Annotated in this window: 16 protein-coding genes; 7 read left to right on the top strand and 9 right to left on the bottom strand. The window is 67.3% G+C overall.

Annotated features, from left to right (window positions below):
- Nucleotides 1–25: 25 nt before the first annotated feature.
- Nucleotides 26–604 carry a pentapeptide repeat-containing protein gene (locus tag JOF45_RS08450; protein WP_210049063.1) on the bottom strand — a complete coding sequence of 193 codons (579 nt, stop codon included), beginning with the start codon at nucleotides 602–604 and terminating at the stop codon, nucleotides 26–28.
- Between the two features lie 9 nt (nucleotides 605–613).
- Between JOF45_RS08450 and JOF45_RS08455 the strand changes: the two genes are divergently transcribed.
- On the top strand, nucleotides 614–1114 hold the full coding sequence (locus JOF45_RS08455) for a hypothetical protein (RefSeq protein WP_210049065.1): 501 nt from the start codon (nucleotides 614–616) through the stop codon (nucleotides 1112–1114).
- Nucleotides 1107–1706 carry an OmpA family protein gene (locus JOF45_RS08460; RefSeq protein ID WP_210049066.1) on the top strand — a complete coding sequence of 200 codons (600 nt, stop codon included), beginning with the start codon at nucleotides 1107–1109 and terminating at the stop codon, nucleotides 1704–1706. Before JOF45_RS08455 ends, JOF45_RS08460 begins: the two co-directional genes overlap by 8 nt.
- Nucleotides 1707–1745: 39 nt before the next feature.
- Here the strand turns inward: JOF45_RS08460 and JOF45_RS08465 are convergent, their stop codons facing one another.
- Nucleotides 1746–2966, bottom strand: coding sequence for a cysteine desulfurase family protein (locus JOF45_RS08465; protein ID WP_210049068.1), 1221 nt, complete (start codon nucleotides 2964–2966; stop codon nucleotides 1746–1748).
- A gap of 63 nt (nucleotides 2967–3029) precedes the next feature.
- On the opposite strand from JOF45_RS08465, the gene JOF45_RS08470 reads away from it, so the two are divergent.
- The 3 genes from JOF45_RS08470 (at nucleotide 3030) to JOF45_RS08480 (ending at nucleotide 6522) form a co-directional block, all read left to right on the top strand.
- On the top strand, nucleotides 3030–4082 hold the full coding sequence (locus JOF45_RS08470) for a J domain-containing protein (protein WP_210049069.1): 1053 nt from the start codon (nucleotides 3030–3032) through the stop codon (nucleotides 4080–4082).
- Between the two features lie 78 nt (nucleotides 4083–4160).
- Complete coding sequence (locus JOF45_RS08475) at nucleotides 4161–4679, top strand: tRNA (cytidine(34)-2'-O)-methyltransferase (protein ID WP_342591445.1); 519 nt, start codon at nucleotides 4161–4163, stop codon at nucleotides 4677–4679.
- 67 nt (nucleotides 4680–4746) lie between these two features.
- Nucleotides 4747–6522, top strand: coding sequence for an anti-sigma factor domain-containing protein (locus JOF45_RS08480; RefSeq protein ID WP_210049070.1), 1776 nt, complete (start codon nucleotides 4747–4749; stop codon nucleotides 6520–6522).
- A 126-nt stretch (nucleotides 6523–6648) separates the two neighbouring features.
- Here JOF45_RS08480 and JOF45_RS08485 read toward each other — a convergent pair whose 3' ends face one another.
- The 4 genes from JOF45_RS08485 to JOF45_RS08500 form a co-directional block, all read right to left on the bottom strand.
- Nucleotides 6649–6867, bottom strand: coding sequence for a hypothetical protein (locus JOF45_RS08485; protein WP_210049071.1), 219 nt, complete (start codon nucleotides 6865–6867; stop codon nucleotides 6649–6651).
- 114 nt (nucleotides 6868–6981) lie between these two features.
- Nucleotides 6982–8093, bottom strand: a protein-coding gene (locus tag JOF45_RS08490; protein WP_210051256.1) for an IS3 family transposase whose coding sequence is annotated in 2 segments (ribosomal slippage) — nucleotides 6982–7823 and nucleotides 7823–8093 — 1113 coding nt in all. Because the reading frame shifts where the segments join, the coding sequence is not laid out codon by codon here.
- Nucleotides 8094–8160: 67 nt separating this feature from the next.
- Nucleotides 8161–9069, bottom strand: a complete 909-nt coding sequence (locus tag JOF45_RS08495) for a hypothetical protein (RefSeq protein WP_210049072.1) — start codon at nucleotides 9067–9069, stop codon at nucleotides 8161–8163.
- Nucleotides 9066–9800, bottom strand: a complete 735-nt coding sequence (locus JOF45_RS08500) for a DUF6318 family protein (RefSeq protein WP_210049073.1) — start codon at nucleotides 9798–9800, stop codon at nucleotides 9066–9068. The genes JOF45_RS08495 and JOF45_RS08500 overlap by 4 nt, the downstream gene beginning before the upstream one ends.
- Before the next feature lie 212 nt (nucleotides 9801–10012).
- On the opposite strand from JOF45_RS08500, the gene rraA reads away from it, so the two are divergent.
- Nucleotides 10013–10489, top strand: a complete 477-nt coding sequence (gene rraA / locus JOF45_RS08505; RefSeq protein ID WP_210049074.1) for a ribonuclease E activity regulator RraA — start codon at nucleotides 10013–10015, stop codon at nucleotides 10487–10489.
- On the opposite strand, the gene JOF45_RS08510 is transcribed toward rraA, so the two are convergent.
- The 3 genes from JOF45_RS08510 to JOF45_RS08520 form a co-directional block, all read right to left on the bottom strand.
- Nucleotides 10486–10989 (bottom strand): hypothetical protein, encoded by a 504-nt coding sequence (locus tag JOF45_RS08510; RefSeq protein ID WP_210049075.1) that lies wholly within the window; start codon nucleotides 10987–10989, stop codon nucleotides 10486–10488. The genes rraA and JOF45_RS08510 overlap by 4 nt on opposite strands.
- A gap of 70 nt (nucleotides 10990–11059) precedes the next feature.
- A complete protein-coding gene (locus JOF45_RS08515) occupies nucleotides 11060–11836 on the bottom strand; it encodes a PIG-L deacetylase family protein (protein WP_210049078.1) in 777 nt (258 codons plus the stop codon).
- A 14-nt stretch (nucleotides 11837–11850) separates the two neighbouring features.
- Entirely contained in the window at nucleotides 11851–13728 is a 1878-nt protein-coding gene (locus tag JOF45_RS08520) for a trypsin-like peptidase domain-containing protein (protein ID WP_210049079.1), read from the bottom strand.
- A 175-nt stretch (nucleotides 13729–13903) separates the two neighbouring features.
- On the opposite strand from JOF45_RS08520, the gene JOF45_RS08525 reads away from it, so the two are divergent.
- On the top strand, nucleotides 13904–15496 hold the full coding sequence (locus tag JOF45_RS08525; protein WP_210049080.1) for a TPM domain-containing protein: 1593 nt from the start codon (nucleotides 13904–13906) through the stop codon (nucleotides 15494–15496).
- Nucleotides 15497–15601: the final 105 nt, after the last annotated feature.

Here is a 15601-nt window from a genome sequence, read left to right on the forward strand (position 1 = left end):
GTCGCCGAGCAGGTGGAGATCCCGCTCAGCCGCTGACCTCCAGTCCGAGGTGCTCCGCGAGCGCCGGGGCGAGTTCGAGCAGCTGCTGGGAGGTCACCACCGCACCGCGCAGACCCTCCAGGCCGACGATCCGGCCGATCTCAGCCCCGGTCAGATCCAGATGCTGGGCGCGCAGCCCGGTCAGCACCAGAGTCTCGGCCCGGGTTCCGCGCAGTGCCACGCGGTGAGCACTCGCTTGGGTCAGGTCGACCTCCCCAAGGGCGCAGCCTTCGATGAGGAGATCTCGCAGCTCGGCACCACGCAGGTTGATCAGGTCGAGCTTGGCAGACGCCAGCTTCACTCCCGAGAGCACGGCGTCATAGAGCTCCACGACGCCGATGCGACTGTCCTCGAGCAGCACATCCCGCCAGCCGGAGCGGGGCGCCTGCAGATGTGGGATGTTCAGCCTGCTCAGCCGCGACTCGGCCACGGTGAGCCCGGAGAGGTCGCCCTCGGTCAGCGAGGCCTCCTCCCAGACGCTCTCGATCAGCGAGGCCCCGCGGAGATCGCTGCCGGACTCTCCTGCGGGAGGCAGGTCCTCGCTCAGGCGGCGCCGCTCGGCCACTCCTACGCCATGACCGGCCCCACCGAGGGCGAGATGACGATGGCCCTGCACGGCGTCGAGGTGGGCGAAGGGGGCATGCTGATCACTGTCACCTTCACCCCGGAGTATGAGCAGGACGGCGAGCCCGCCCACTTCGTCGAGGATATGCACAACCCGAACAACGCAAACATCATGAGCTACCTGCTCCCGGTGGTCAGCGACAGAGAGAATCTCAAGGCGTACTACGTGCCGGTGGAGATCCCGGAACGCTCCGGAGGCGGGTGGGTCACACGGTCGGACAACGCGTGGGCCAGCGACGTCGACGTCCACGTCCACTCCGGCGACACACTGACCATGTGGGCCTATGTCCCCACCCCGGAAGATGACATCGACACTGTGGATGTCTCTGTGGTGCCGGGCGCCCCGGAGTTCCGCGATGTCGAGATCGAGTGGGGCGACCACTCCCCTGCTGATCACAGCGGCTCCGGCGACGAGGATGAGGACGAGGCTGCCGAGGACGACGATGAGTGAGCGTCACGCCCGCCGTACCGCCCGCCCGCTGGCAGCCCTGATCCTCACCGGAGGCCTGCTGCTGAGCACCACGGTCCCGGCCGCAGCCGATGAGGAGGAGTTCCCCGGGGGCCCGCCCGAAAGGCCCGAAGGGCAGCCTTCCACCGAGGAGTTCATCTACGCGCCGGACGCCGAGGACTTCACCCAGCGCTATGACGCCACCGACTTCATCGACGAGCTCGGCGGAGACTCCGAGGAAGACGACGTGATCGTCCTGGAGACCGACATCCTCTTCTCCGCCATGGAGTGGGAGATCCCGTCCGGAGCCGGCAGCACGATCGCAGGACTCATGGACGATGTCCCCGAGGGTGCCACCGTCCAGGTCCACGGCCACACCGATTCCAACCCGGTGCCCGAGGAGTACGACTTCGACAATCAGGTGCTCTCCGAGAACCGAGCAGAGGCCGTGGCCGAGGTCCTCGAACAGGAGCGCAGCGACCTCACGCTGGAGGTCGAGGGATTCGGCGACAGCGAACCCGCTGTGACCGAGGATCCGGAAGACCCCAGCACCTACGCCGCCAACCGACGCGTGGAGATCCGCTACGGCGACTGAGCGTGCTCGGTCGCGGCCCGGGGCGCTGGGCCATTGGACCTAGCGCCGGGAGTTGCGGCCGGCGTCGCGAGCCTGGGCGATGATCCCCGGCAGCGCACCGGCCAGCTTCTCCACGTCCTCCTCCGTGGTGGTGTGGCCCAGGGAGAAGCGCTGAGCCCCGCGGGCCTCCTCCTCTGTGAGCCCCATGGCCAGCAGCACATGAGAGGCCCGCGGAACCCCGGCGGTGCAGGCGGAGCCGGTGGCGGTGTCGAAGCCGGCCATATCCAGCATGAACAGCAGGGAGTCGCCTTCGGCCCCGTCCACCGTGATGTGCAGATTGTTCGGCAGCCGCTTGGCCGGGCTGATCCTCGGATCCGGCCCACGCAGAGTCGCCCCCTCGACGCCGTCCACGACCTCCACCAGGCGGTTCCGCAGCTCGGCGAGGCGTGCAGACTCGGCCTCGGTGCCGCTGACCGTCTCCTCGGCCACTGCGGCGAAGGCGCAGATGCCCGCGGCATCCAACGTCCCGGAACGGATGTCGCGCTCCTGCCCTCCGCCGTGCTGCACCGGGGTCAGGGCCACATCCCGGCGGACCAGCAGAGCGCCGATCCCCACCGGAGCACCGATCTTGTGGCCGGTGATCGCCATCGTGGAGGCGCCCGAGGCGGAGAAGCTGACCGGGCCGCCGTCGCCGGCGACAGAGCCGAAGGCCTGGACCGCATCGGTGTGGAACGGGACGCCGTGCTCGCGGCAGAGCTGGGCCATCTCCGCCACCGGCTGCACCGCGCCGGTCTCGTTGTTGGCCCACATGGCGGTGACCAGAGCGATGCTCTCCGGCTCCTCCGAGAGCAGGCGCCGAAGCTGTTCGGCGAAGCTGCTCAGCTCGACCACACCCTCGGCGTCCACGGGGATCATCACCAGCTCCGCGCCCTCCTTGGCCTCCAGCCATTCGGCGGTGTCCAGCACGGCGTGATGTTCGATGCCCGGCAGCAGGATGCGCCGGCGTCGGGAGTCTCCGTCCTGACCGGAACGCCGCTGCCACCACAGCCCCTTGATCGCCAGGTTGTCCGCCTCGGTGCCGCCGGAGGTGAAGATGACCTCCGAAGGGTGGGCGCCCGCGGCCTCGGCCAGCTGGGCACGGGCAGAGTCCACGGCGAGCCGAGCCCGTCGGCCTGAACCGTGCAGCGAGGAGGGATTGCTCAGCTGCGGCATCTGCTCGGTGAGCACGCGCAGAGCGGTCGGCTTCACCGGAGTGGTCGCGGCGTGATCGAAGTATGTCATCGTGACCCCGATTTTACTCACCACCGGCACCCCCGGGACGGCTGAGCGGTATCGTACTCTTCGATGACCAACCCGACCGGCAGCTCCTCCCCGGACTTCTACAGCGTGCTGGGCGTAGACCCCGACGCCGACCAGAAGACGATCCGCGCCGCCTACCGACGCCGGATGCGCCAGACCCATCCTGATCAGGGCGGTTCGGCCGAAGAGTTCCATCGGGTCCAGCAGGCCTGGGAGGCCCTCGGTTCAGAGGAGTCACGCTCGGCCTACGATCGGGCACGCGGCGGGGTCGATCCCGCAGGCCCGACTGCCGAAGAGGACTTCGGCCTCAACGGCGGAACCTACGCCAGAGGCCGCACCTGGACCGCCTCCACCTCAGGGACGGCCCACTCCCCCGGTGGGCGCCGAGGCGGCCCGCCCAAGCCCTCCGGGGCAGCGCTGAGGCCGCCGGTCTATGAACCTGATCTCTCCACTCCTGAGCCCCTGTCCCTGCCGCTGACCAGCCAGCGGGTCCACGGGCAGTTCGCCTCACGGGGACTCTTCGGCGGCGGAAAGACGCAGCGCCGGCATCGCCGCAGCGTCGAGCTGCTGACCAAGCACGTGCTGGAGGAGCTGCCGGCGGCCCGACTGTTCAACGACGTGCACCTGGAGCCCGCCGCGGCCGACCGGAAGGGCCGGCGTCGGGCGCCCCGCGGCTCAGAGCGGGCCGAGCATGTGCTGGTCTGCGGCGATGCGCTGGTCGTGCTCGGAGTCCACGAGGTCGCCGCCTCAGCGGCCTCCTGGGACGGACGCACGCTGCGTGCCGGCGGACGGGCGATGGCTCTGCCGAACCTCGCCGCCCAGGCGCGCCGGCTCCGGGAGACGCTGACCCAGCGGCTGGCCGCAGAGTACGGACGCGAACCGGTGCTGACCATCAGCCACCAGATGATGCTGCTCTCCACCGACGGCAGCCTGCTCAGCCCTGTGGTGGAGCCAGCTGCGGGATCCGCGCCGCTGGCCGCGGGCCGCGCGGTGCGCCGCGTGCTGGCCGAGCTGGCCGTCTCCGAGCGGGCCAATGTGGTGGACCGCCGCCTGCTCGCCGCCCTGCGCGACCAGCTGGCCACCCCCGACGTCGTCTGACGCGCGTACTGCGCGCCCGCGGGTCTCTGCCGCGGCGCGCTCGGCATGCCAGACTGACCACCCTCTACACTGTTCTGCGTGTCTGCAGACGAACCCTCCCCCGCACCCCTGCGCGTACTCGTCGACCAGCCGGAGATCCCCGGCAACACCGGCAACCTGATCCGCCTGGCCGCGGTGACCGGCGTCGAACTCCACCTGGCTGAGCCGCTGGGCTTCGACTTCGCCGATGCCAAGCTGCGCCGCGCCGGACTGGACTATCACGACCTGGCCGTCCTGACCGTCCACCCCAGCCTGGAGGCCGCCTACCAGGCGCTCGGGCTCGAGACCGAGATTCCCGCCGAGCAGCATCCGCGGGTCTTCGCCTTCACCGGGGAGGGAACCATCGGCCACACTCAGATCACTTATCGTCCCGGTGATGTGATGCTCTTCGGCCGGGAGTCTGTGGGTCTGGACGAGTCCGTGAAGGCGGGCCCGCGCATCACACAGAAGGTGCGGATCCCCATGCTGCCCTCCAGGCGCTCGCTGAACCTGGCCAACTCCGTGTCCATCGCGGTCTACGAGGCCTGGCGGCAGAACGACTTCGCCGGGGCCGTCTGAGCTTCCTCCTCGCCATAAGGGTGTTGATCAAGAGGGTGTCCAGCTCAGATCGCTAGACTCGCACAGCATGGAGACCCCTTCCCCGAGCCGCCGCGATGACCAGCCGGACGAGTTCCCGGAGACCGATTCCGAGGAGCTGCAGGACCGGGTCGGCCACGACGAGCAGGCCCAGCCTCAGGAGAGCGCCGATGCCGACGACGCTGTGGCCGGAGACTACGGTGAGGAAGACTCCGACGAGGCAGAGACTGCCGACGAGCCTGAGACCGCCGACGAGCCGACCGAGCCGCTGACGCTGAGCGAGCTGCTCACCGGCACCGCTCACGGCGATGAATCCTCGTTCGCCGCGTTCTACGAGGCCACCTCCGATGTGGTCTACGGACTGGCCCTGCTGATGCACGAGCATCCCGACGGCGCCTACTACTCCACAGTGGCCGTCTACCAGCACCTGTGGGAGCAGGCCGACGAGCGCGCCCGGGACCTGCGCCTGCAGACTGCCGCCTCCCAGTCACTGACTGAGGAGCACCTGAACTCCCCGGAGGACGAGCAGGATGCCTACCGCCCGAGTGAGTACGAGCTGGTCCTGGAATGGCTGGTTCCACTGGCCCACCGCATCATGGTCGAGCGCTTCCGTGAGGGCCTGGCCGAACCCATCAGCCTCTCGGCAGTGCCTGAGTCGCAGGGCGGAGGCGTGGCCGGCCTGCCGGAGGAGATCCTCGACGACCTGACCACCCTCTCCGACGCCCAGACCCAGGCGGTGGCGCTGAGCTACCTGGCCGGCGGAACCCACCAGCAGATCGCCGACGCCGTGGACTCGGCGCTGCCTACGGTGAAGTCACGGCTGCGCGACAGCATGACCCGCCTGCACGCGCAGCGCGACTCCCGAGAGACCGACGCCGACCCCATCCTGCGGGCCGCTGTCACCAGGAAGGACGTGGAGCGCGGAGGCGCGGTCAACCGCAACTTCACCAACCACGTCTCGGCGGATCTGGAGAAGGGCCTGCTGGTCGAACTCGCCGAGCTCTACGCACTCGATGCCATCGATGACCGCGAACGCGCCCTGCTGGACGAGACGGCGCTGAACGCCGACGAAGAGACCTCCCAGCAGTGGGATACGCGAGTGCTGGCGGCACGGCGCACCCTGGCCGAGATCTTCTCCGCTCACCCGGTGGTCCCTCCCGGACAGCTGCTGGACGAGATCCTCTACGACCTGCGCGACCGTGAAGTCGGCATGAGCATGGTCGAAGAGTTCTCCGCCCACACGGAGGAGACCACCAAGCGCGACCCCATCATGAAGCGGTGGATGATCGTCACCGGCCTGGTGGTCGTCATCCTCCTGGCCGTCCTGCTGATCTGGCGCTTCACCGCCGGCCAGGACGTCCAAACCATCGCCGACGGGGCCGACGATGCCCGCACGGTGGAAGACATCGAGCTCGCCGGCGGGGGCACCGGCCACGCCGTGATCTCCGAAGAGGAGGACGTCGCCTACCTGGACTTCGAGGACGTCGCCACCCTGGACGGTCACACCTACCAGGTCTGGCTGCTCTCGGCCGACCAACGGGCCCCGAGCTCGCTGGGCAACTTCACCTCCTCCGAACTCGAGGAGGAGATCATCTCCCTGCGGAACATCTCCAGCTATTCCCATGTGCAGATCACTGCGGAGGAGATCCGCGGCGAGGAGCGCCCTTTGGGCGAGGTCATGGCGGAGCTGCCGCTGCATGAAGACGCGCCGGAGGAGTCGGAGGACGCTGCGGGCGACGACGCCGAAGGTGATACCGATGGTGCGGAGGATTCCGACGGTGCGGAGGATTCCGATGGTCCGGAGACCACAGAGGACGGCGCCTGAGGGCCGACCGGCTGAGGCACGGTGTGTGGGCACTTTCGTATGGAATGCGCCCTGTCCGCACGCTCAGAGCACCTGGAAGTGCCCACACAACGCAGGTGGGCAGCGCTGGCGGACAATGCTGGCGGCTCAGCCGGTCCAGTTGCCGCTCTCGTCGTACTGATCCTCAAAGATGGCGGGAGGCTCGTCGCCGGGCTCGAGTTCGACGGGACCGTTGCAGCCCCAGGCGTCCTGGGATTCACATTCGCCGCCGACGCTTCGGGACGACATCCTCCAGATGTCGGCGTTGCCTGGGCTGGATGCGATGGTCGCCTGGCCCGGGATGGCGATCCACTCGCCTCCGTCCACGCGGTATTCACCGATGTAGTCGGTGGCGATGGTGACTCCGTAGGTGCCCGTGGCGGTGTAGACGTTGGGTTGCCCCCGGAAGTAGGTCCACGCGTTATGCGGGCCGCGGTTTCTTCAATGGGTACAGATTTCAGCATACTCAGCCGGGCTGCGGTACCCGAGCGCTGAGTGGCGCCGGATGGTGTTGTATTCCTTCTTCCAATCCGTGATGATCACCCGAGCATGGGTCAAAGACCAGAAGCTGGTGATGTTCAGGCACTCATCCCGGATCCTGCTGTTGAAGGACTCCACGTACCCATTGCGCCACGGCGCACCCGGCGGGATGTAGTGGATCCCCGTGACCTCCCCGGCCCAGTCGGCCATCGCGTGGCAGATCAGCTCCGGGCCGTTGTCACACCGTAGGACCTCTGGAAGCCCCCGGTCAGCGGCGATAGCGTCGAGGTGGGCGGTGAGGTCATCACCGGTGATGCTGCGGGCCACGATCCCGCCCAGGCATTCGCGAGTGTGCTCATCGACGATCGAGGCGATCTTGATCGCCCGGCCCGTCTCATCGGCGTCGAATTGGAAGTCCACCGCCCACACCACATTCGGCGCGTCCGCCTGCGGGGCTTCCGCGGTGGAGGACCCCACGCGTTTGCGTCGACGTCTCACCGGAACCCGCAGGCCCTCTTCACGCCAGAGCCGCTGGACCTTCTTATGGTTGACCGCCCAGCCCTCGGCTCGGGCATCATGATAGGCCCGCCGGTAGCCCCAGCGCGGGTGGTCCTTTGCATAAGCCCGTAGCCAGGCCCGCAGCCCAGCATCAGGATCACCAGCGTTCTCAGACTTCAGTGCCCGGCGGAAGGCGGATCGGGCAAGCCCGGCCAGCGCGGTGGCTCTGCGTTCACTGATGCCCATGGTGGCCATCAGGTGTCGCGCAGCTGCTCGGCGCCGGTCCGGGCTTAGAAGTTTCCCTCCGCCAGCTCCTTCAGCGCGGCCTTCTCCAGCTCCGCCTCGGCCAGGAGCTTCTTGAGCCGGTCGTTTTGCTTCTGAAGTTCCTTCAGCCGTTTGGCGTCTTCGGCTTTGAGCCCGCCGTATTGGTTCTTCCACCGGTAGTAGGTGGCCTCGGTGACTCCCAGTTCGCGGGCGGTGGCGGCGACGTCGTGGCCTTCTGCCTGGAGCTTCTCAGCGTCTTGGAGCTTCCGGATGATCTGTTCCGGGGTATGGCGTCTTCTCTTGCTTGTCATGGTCACACCAGTTTTCCTGCCCGGAGCGTCGGGCGCTAGTGCGACTCTCATAACTCGTGGACCGAAATTAGGGGGTCATGCCAACGTGGCTCGTAGCTGTCTGGGTGTCGGTCTTATCGACCGCGTAGCCGGCGGAATCGTAGTCCGGCAGGGCGGCGCCTGGATCGAAGGAGCTGGTGGTGCCGCCGTCCCCGTAGTCGAAGTGATACTCGATCGGGATCGCCCGGATGTCGACCTGATAGCCGAGCATCTCCTCGGTCAGAACCTGGGTCTCAGACTCGGCGAAGACATTGGTGTGGCTGTCCAGGAACCCGAAGCCCTGAAGCTCCGGCTCAAAGCCGACTGACGCCGCATCGATGGGGAGTTCCGCGAAATCAGCCTCCGTGATCACCGGCAGCGGCTCCGGCTCGTCCTCTTCGACAGGCTCGTCCGGCTGGGGTTCCGCGGCTGGCTGGTCTGGCGCGCTCGGTGCTTCCTGTTCGACGACCTGCTCGCAGGCACCGGCCATGGCGATCTCCACCGCGCCGCAGGTCGTCCTGATCACCTCGAGACAGTCGCTGCTGGTGACCTCGCCGTCATCATGACAGTTGTGGAGGCTTGGCGGTTGCGCGTAGATCTGCTCCGCGATGCCGCCGACCCCTCCAGCGTTTCCGCCGGAGCCGGCCTCCTGATCACTGCCGCCACCAGCACTTCCACCGGAACCGCCGCCGGTCCCGCCTTCGGCACCAGATCCACCACCGGTGCCTCCGCCCGAGCCTGCTCCGGCCTCGCCAGAGCCCTGACCTGGATTGCCAGACGGCGGCTCCCCGGGCGCGTCCCCCATGTGGACGTCTCGCTCAATCTCGACGGACACAGAGCGCTCGTCCATATCGGCGAGCATGTCCTCTTCGGCTGTTGCGGCATGAAGCGGCAAGATGCCGGTCCCCATGACGATCGCGCCAACAGCGAGGAGCGCTGACGAACCTCGGAAAGTCATCCGTCGGCCTCCTCATTTTCAGTATTTCCACCGACGAACACAAGATCAGCAACCACCCAGCGGTTGTCAGTGTGTGTGAGTGCCGCACTCCAGCCCATCTCCTCCTGGGCTTCACTTTCACCGAGCAATTCACCATCCATGTACGCCTCGTAGCTTGCCTGAGTGATAAGAAATGCGACCTGCGCGCCGTACTCTCCGTCAAAACTGATGGTGGTCTGAGTTACCTCATCGAGATCCTGAACGTACCAGCCCTGCTCGAAAGCACTCTCTACTTGCTCCACCTGATCCAGGCAGAACGCACAATTCTCGGTCGAAGCAGCCTCGAGAGGCGCAGTATCACCAGTGTTTCGAGCATACTGGCGGGTTTCGAACCAATGCTGCAGCGCAGCCTCCACACCTTCTTCGGTGCGCTCTGAGGCCTCCTCGGGCACCTCCGGCTCCGGCCAGTTCTCCGCCGGGCCGTCAGACGACGCCGGGACCGGCTCGGGCTCGTCAGCCTCCTCGGCCTGGCCAGCGCCACCATCAGCGCCGTCGCTGTTCTCTCCGGAAGGCGCCTCAGCGCCTTCTGCCGTTCCGGCCCCTTCAGCCGCGCCGGTCTGTTCAGCTGCGTCAGCCTCGGTGTCATCGCCGCAGCCGGCCAATCCACCTATCAACACGCCAGCGGCCATCGCACCCACCACACCGCGGAGCCTGAGATCCATACCCATCTGCGTCGTCATCCGTTCACTCATCGAGGCACCACTGCCGTGACAGTCCCTCACTCTGGTCGCGTACTGTCAGGGAGTCTACGCATAAAGCGAATACCCCTGCGCCGCCTGTGGACAGGCTTCACAGGGGAGGTTGAAAAATAGCCTCTTTTCCGTCACAGATCATCGAACGGGAACAGAACATGCTGTAATCGAGATTGATTCACCATGCTGCCGATCACAGATCAGGAGTACCCATGAGCGATTCAGATTTCTCCACATGCGACCTATTCGACACTGACGAGCATCTGCAGTCCCTCTCTCTGCAGCTGCAGAACCTGGGCGGAAAGACGAAGTTCACCGGCCCGATCCGCACCATTCGGTGCCACCGCGACAACGGACTGGTGAAGTCGACTCTCAACACCCCCGGCGAGGGCCATGTGCTGGTCGTCGACGGCGAAGGCTCCCTGGAGTCGGCGCTGATGGGCGACATGATCGCGGAATCCGCCATCGCCAACGGCTGGGTCGGCGTCGTGATCAACGGAGCAGTCCGGGACCGCGCTGCTCTGGCTCAGCTGGATCTGGGCGTGAAGGCCCTGGGTTCGAACCCGCGGAAGTCGGCCAAAGCCGGTCACGGGGTCTTCGACATCGACCTCGAGTTCGGCGGAGTGCACTTCCGCCCCGGGGCCACTCTCTGGAGCGACGAGGACGGCATCCTCGTCACAAACTCCTAAACGCCGCCCTCACCAGCCGGCTCCGCCCCCGCATGCTCCACCCCGGCGTTCTCCTCCTCGCTCCGCCGGCGCAGCGCCCATACGATGTGCACCACGCGGAGCTCCTGCAGAGAGAGGGCCCAGATCAGCATCGCCGACGCCGACAGAGACAGCTCAGACGACCCCCAGGCCATCCATGCCAGCACACCCGCGGCGAGCAGCACCCACAGCGCACAGGCAACACCACGGGCCACCCTGAACTGAAACCGGGAAGGTTCTCCGATGCCTCCCTCAGGTGAAACTCCGCGGTGACAGCAGACCGCGTAGACCACCGGAACCGGCACCATCAGCAGCATCACGGCGGCAGAGAACCATCCCCAGGCCAGGTCGGTATAGGCGCCCCACGCCATCAGGCTGGCGGACAGCGCACCGACTGCACCCCAGACCACCGGCCAGAATCGCCATCCGAACTGCGAGACCATCGGATGCCGTCCTTTCGGATCCACGTGCTTGATCAGCACGACCCTAGGACATCTGCCTGCCGTGCAGAACCCGCCGCACCACACGGATGCCGCAGGTCAGGCACCTGACTCAGAAGCCTGAGATCGTATCCCCAGCGTTGACGTGGACCAGATGGAACTCCTCCGCCGACCGGCCATCCGCGCCAGAGCGTTCAGCCGCCTGGACCATCTTCTCCAGGACGTAGTGCTCCATGCCCGCCGGATCCGGGTGCTGACTGAAGTGGCGGCGCAGCGCCTCCAGCTTCTTCTCCTCATAACCGGTGACATCGACGCGCAGCTGAATCCGCTCCGACGGCGCCCCCATGAGCATCAGCGACTTGATCCTGAAGGCCCCCAGACCCTCCTCCTCGAGCAGCTCGGGGAACGCGAAGGGATTCTCCACCGCGGGGTAGCTGGCCCGGACGACTGCCTCACCGCAGGCCATGTGATCCGGGTGAGACTTCTGCAGCCGGTCCCAGGCCCGCTCCGGGTGACAGGAGACGACGACATCGGGCTGCACCTGGCGCATCACCCGTACGATCTTCTTCTGCAGCTCCAGGGTGGGTTCGACGAAACCGTCGCGCTCGTCCAGGAAGATCACCTGGCGGATCCCCAGGATCTCTGCGGCGTCCAGCTGTTCCTGCCGCCGACGCGCAGCCATCTCCTCGGCGTCGCGTCCCAGCTCGAAGCCGCCGGCGTCGCCGGCGGTGAGCAGGCAGAGGGTGACCTCCACCCCGCGTTCGGCCAGGGCCGCAACGGTGGCTGCCGCAGCGAAGTCCAGATCATCCGGGTGGGCGGCGAAGGCCAACAGCCTCTCCATGCCCAGACCCTCGATCAGCTCGTCCGGGCTCTTCAGTTGTGTCTCCATGCTCTCCGTATCTCTCACATGCCGTCCAGAGTGACCTCTGCTTCATGCGACTGGCCGTCGCGCACATAGGTCACCGTGACGCTATCGCCTGCGGCGTGCTCACGCACAGTTGCGGTCAGCGAACTGGCATCGGAGACCGGGGTGTCATCGACATGGGTGATCAGGTCACCCTCCTGCAGACCGGCCTCGCCGGCGGGCGACCCCTCTGGGATGTTGTCGATCAGCGCGCCGTTGGTGAAGCCCTGCCGGAACATCGCATCCTCCGGATCCAGGCCCTCCGCGTTGGAATCCAGCACCTGGACGCCCAACAGTCCGTGAGAGACTTCGCCGTTCTCGATGAGTTCGTCGGCCACGCGCTGGGCATAGTCGATCGGAATGGCGAAGCCCACGCCGATGGAACCGGCGTCGGTCTGGCCCATCTGTCCTCCCCCTCCGGCGGAGGCGATCGCCACGTTGACGCCGATGATGTTGCCCTCGCCGTCCACCAGCGCACCGCCCGAGTTGCCCTGGTTGATGGCGGCGTCGGTCTGGATGACGTTGAGGTGGATGTACCCCTGGGTCGGCGCCTGGTCCTGATCCGGGAAGAAGAACTCGAAGCCCTCCGGGTCCTCCTCGCCCTCTTCAGGCTCCTCCGGAGCCGCTTCGGTCTCTTCATCACCGGCATCGGAAGAGGCCACTGAGATGGTGCGGTTCAGCGTGGAGACGATGCCGTCGGTCACCGTCCCCTCCAGTCCCAGCGGAGCGCCGATGGCGATCGCCTGATCGCCCACGTTCAGCTCTCCGGGGTTGCCCATCTCAGCCGGAGTGACGCCGCTGGTGTCCTCCAGCTGGATCACGGCCAAGTCGCTGAGCGGGTCGGTGCCGACCACCTCGGCAGAGGTCACCGAGCCGTCGTGGGTCTGCACGGAGATCTCCGCGCTGCTGGTCTGACCGCCGAGGGTGACCACATGCGTGTTGGTGAGCACGTGGCCCTGGTCATCGAGCACGATGCCCGACCCCGAGCCCGAACCCTGCTGTGCCGAGACCGCCAACGTGACCACTGAGGGCGATGCCTTCGCCGCGGCCGCTGTCACCTCCGTGGCGCTCTCCGGATTGTTGATCTCGATGCCGCCGCCCGGAGCGGCCACGCCGTCACCGGAGAGCGCGTCCCAGCCCACAGCCACGCCGCCGCCCACCAGCGCGGCCACCAGCATGCCGGCGATGAAACCTCCGACGCCGATGCTCCGCTTGGGTGCCTCCGGCTGCTGCGGAGGATAAGAGGGGTGGACATCCTGACCCGGCTGGCCCGGGTAGGTGTGTGTGACCGGCGGACCATACGGCGTCGCGGCCTGGTTCTCCCACCCCTGCTGTGCCGCGCCGTGCTGGGTGCCGCCGTACTGTGCGCCGCCGTACTGTGCCCCGCCGTGCTGTGCCCCGCCGTGCTGGTCGGGGGCCTGCTGAGGTGGGTGACTCTCATGCCCTGGGTAGCCCTGCTGTGCCTGGTAAGGCTGCTGCGCTCGGTAGGACTGCGGCGTGCCGCCGCCGTAGGTGTGACCCTGGAGCGCACCGTGATGTGCCTGTGGGTTCGTCTCGCCGGCCTCATAGGGCGAGAAGCTCGGCAGAGGCCGGTGCTCTTCCGCAGAGTGGTGGTGCTCCTCAGCAGGCTGGCGATGTTCCTCCGCAGAGCCGTGGACTGCTGCGGGACCGCCCAGACCGCCCTCCTGAGGCTGATCCTGCCAGATCCGCTGCGTAGGCTCTTCGCCGGGCAGCCGCCTCTCCTGCTCAGGCTGGTGCCCCGTCCGCTCAGGCTGGTGCTCAGCCTCCCCGGGGCTGTCGGCGTCGGGCCGGGGAGGCTGGACGTCCTGGGGATCGCGGGGTGCGTCCTCGTGGGGTTCGTTGCGGTCTGAAGTCATAGCAACACCTGATTCGGCAGTTCGTTCGAGAAGTCGGCAGATCCATTGTGCCCTGGCTCCCTGTGACAACGTCGACAAGTTCCCGGATAGTTCCTGAACATGTCCTCTAAAGCTCAACAGGGGCCTCCCTGCTTGTCCATGGACGATGTCAGACCCTGCTTATACACTCAAAGCCATGCTGACCGAGGCCCTTCCCAGCTCCCTGATCACCAGTGTTCCGATGCCGGTCGGGGCCATACTGGTGGGCCCACTTCTCATCGGAGCGGCGGTGCTGGCGCTGATCGGCATAGGGGCGGTATGGCTCTCCGGCGGCAAGAAGCAGCAGAGGATCATCGGCCGGCCCGGCCCGCAGCAGATGTCCGGGGAGGCCTCAGAGAAGCCGGATCGGCTGGACACCGCTCCGCTGGAGACGCTGCGCCAAGAGGCCGGCACCATGCTCATCGCAGCCGACGACGCCGTCCGCTCCTCCGAACAGGAGGTGCTCTTCGCCCAAGCCTCCTACGGCGAGGAGGAGGTGGCCGTCTTTCAGCAGGACATCGCCCAGGCCCACGAGCATCTCAGCGAGTCGTTCCGTCTGCAGCACCAGCTGGACCGCGAGCCGCCCGAGCAGGAGCATGAGGCTCGGGAGCTGGTGAAGCGGATCTTCGCCAACTGCGAGAAGATCCACGAGACCCTAGAGGCCCACCGCAAGGAATTCGAAGGGATGCGGAACCTGGAGCGGGACCCGCGCCCCGCCCTCGAGCAGCTCAACCGCCAGCTGAGCGACCTCGCCGCCCGTCGGGAGAACGTGGAGTCCCAGCTGCCCACCTTGGAGAAGAAGTACAGCGAGGATGCGCTCACGCAGTTCCGCGACAACCTGACCCAGTCTGCCGAGGCTCTGCAGCAGGCCTCCCATGCCCGCGACGCCGCCCGGGGCTCCGCCCACGCCGGCAGCACCAGTGACGCCGTGGTCTCGATCCACCACGGTGAAGAGGCCGCCGGCGACGCAGCCGATCTCATCAGCTCCATGGAGCAGCACGGACAGCGGTTGGAGCAGGCACGGCGGAACCTCGATGTGGGGCTGGCCCAGACAGAGCAGGACCTCGCCCAGGCTCGGGCCATCCGTGACGCCGGCCAGGCCCCCGAGCTGGCCGGCCCGATCGCCGCCGCAGAGACTGCCGCGGCGCGGGTTCGCCGGGAGCTCTCCGCCGAGGAGCGGATCGATCCGCTGGAGCTGCTGCAGTCCCTCGAGCTGGCTCACCGCGAGCTGGATGAGCCGCTGAACTCCGTGCGAGATCTCCAGGCCAAAGACCGGCGGGCCCGCGAGACTCTGGATGCGGAGCTGCTGACCGCCCGCAACCAGGTCCAGTCCTCCGTGGACTATATGCGCTCTCGCCGACGCTTCACCAGCAACACGGCCCGCACCCGCCTGGCCGAGGCGGAGCGCTGCCTCTCCGAGGCGCAGAGCTTCGCCGACAGCCAGCCCTCCCGCGCACTGGAGATGGCATCCCAGGCCAAGACCCTGGCAGTCCAGGCTGCGCAGATCGCCCAGCGCGAATCGGCCGAGACCAACATGAACGCCATGGGCGGAGGCGTCGCCGGCCGTGACCCCGTGGGCGGCGGCTACGGAGGCGGCTTCGGAGGCGGCTTCGGCGGTGGGTACCGTGGAGGCTACGGAGGCGGCTTCGGAGGCGGCCCGCTGGGCGGCGGATTCGGCGGCGGCTACCGCATGGGCTACGGACGCAGAGGCGTGCGCATGCGGCCGCGCCGGCGTCGCGGGTTCTTCTGAGGATCAGGCGCTGAGACTTCTGCACCACTGGACGCATCAGCCCGAAGAGGAAAGAATCGAACTGTGAGCCGCGGGCCTTCCACAGGCCGCGGCGCAGCAGCCCAC

Origin of the sequence: Nesterenkonia lacusekhoensis, from assembly GCF_017876395.1 — a bacterium.
GTDB lineage: Bacteria > Actinomycetota > Actinomycetes > Actinomycetales > Micrococcaceae > Nesterenkonia > Nesterenkonia lacusekhoensis.

Bases quoted from the DNA above. Each gene is read 5' to 3' on its own strand.
- JOF45_RS08455 (WP_210049065.1), top strand. From the start codon at position 614: ATGACCGGCCCCACCGAGGGCGAGATGACGATGGCCCTGCACGGCGTC.
- JOF45_RS08460 (WP_210049066.1), top strand. From the start codon at position 1,107: ATGAGTGAGCGTCACGCCCGCCGTACCGCCCGCCCGCTGGCAGCCCTG.
- JOF45_RS08465 (WP_210049068.1), bottom strand. From the start codon at position 2,966: ATGACATACTTCGATCACGCCGCGACCACTCCGGTGAAGCCGACCGCT.
- JOF45_RS08470 (WP_210049069.1), top strand. From the start codon at position 3,030: ATGACCAACCCGACCGGCAGCTCCTCCCCGGACTTCTACAGCGTGCTG.
- JOF45_RS08480 (WP_210049070.1), top strand. From the start codon at position 4,747: ATGGAGACCCCTTCCCCGAGCCGCCGCGATGACCAGCCGGACGAGTTC.
- JOF45_RS08495 (WP_210049072.1), bottom strand. From the start codon at position 9,069: ATGACTTTCCGAGGTTCGTCAGCGCTCCTCGCTGTTGGCGCGATCGTC.
- JOF45_RS08500 (WP_210049073.1), bottom strand. From the start codon at position 9,800: ATGAGTGAACGGATGACGACGCAGATGGGTATGGATCTCAGGCTCCGC.
- rraA (WP_210049074.1), top strand. From the start codon at position 10,013: ATGAGCGATTCAGATTTCTCCACATGCGACCTATTCGACACTGACGAG.
- JOF45_RS08515 (WP_210049078.1), bottom strand. From the start codon at position 11,836: ATGGAGACACAACTGAAGAGCCCGGACGAGCTGATCGAGGGTCTGGGC.
- JOF45_RS08520 (WP_210049079.1), bottom strand. From the start codon at position 13,728: ATGACTTCAGACCGCAACGAACCCCACGAGGACGCACCCCGCGATCCC.
- JOF45_RS08525 (WP_210049080.1), top strand. From the start codon at position 13,904: ATGCTGACCGAGGCCCTTCCCAGCTCCCTGATCACCAGTGTTCCGATG.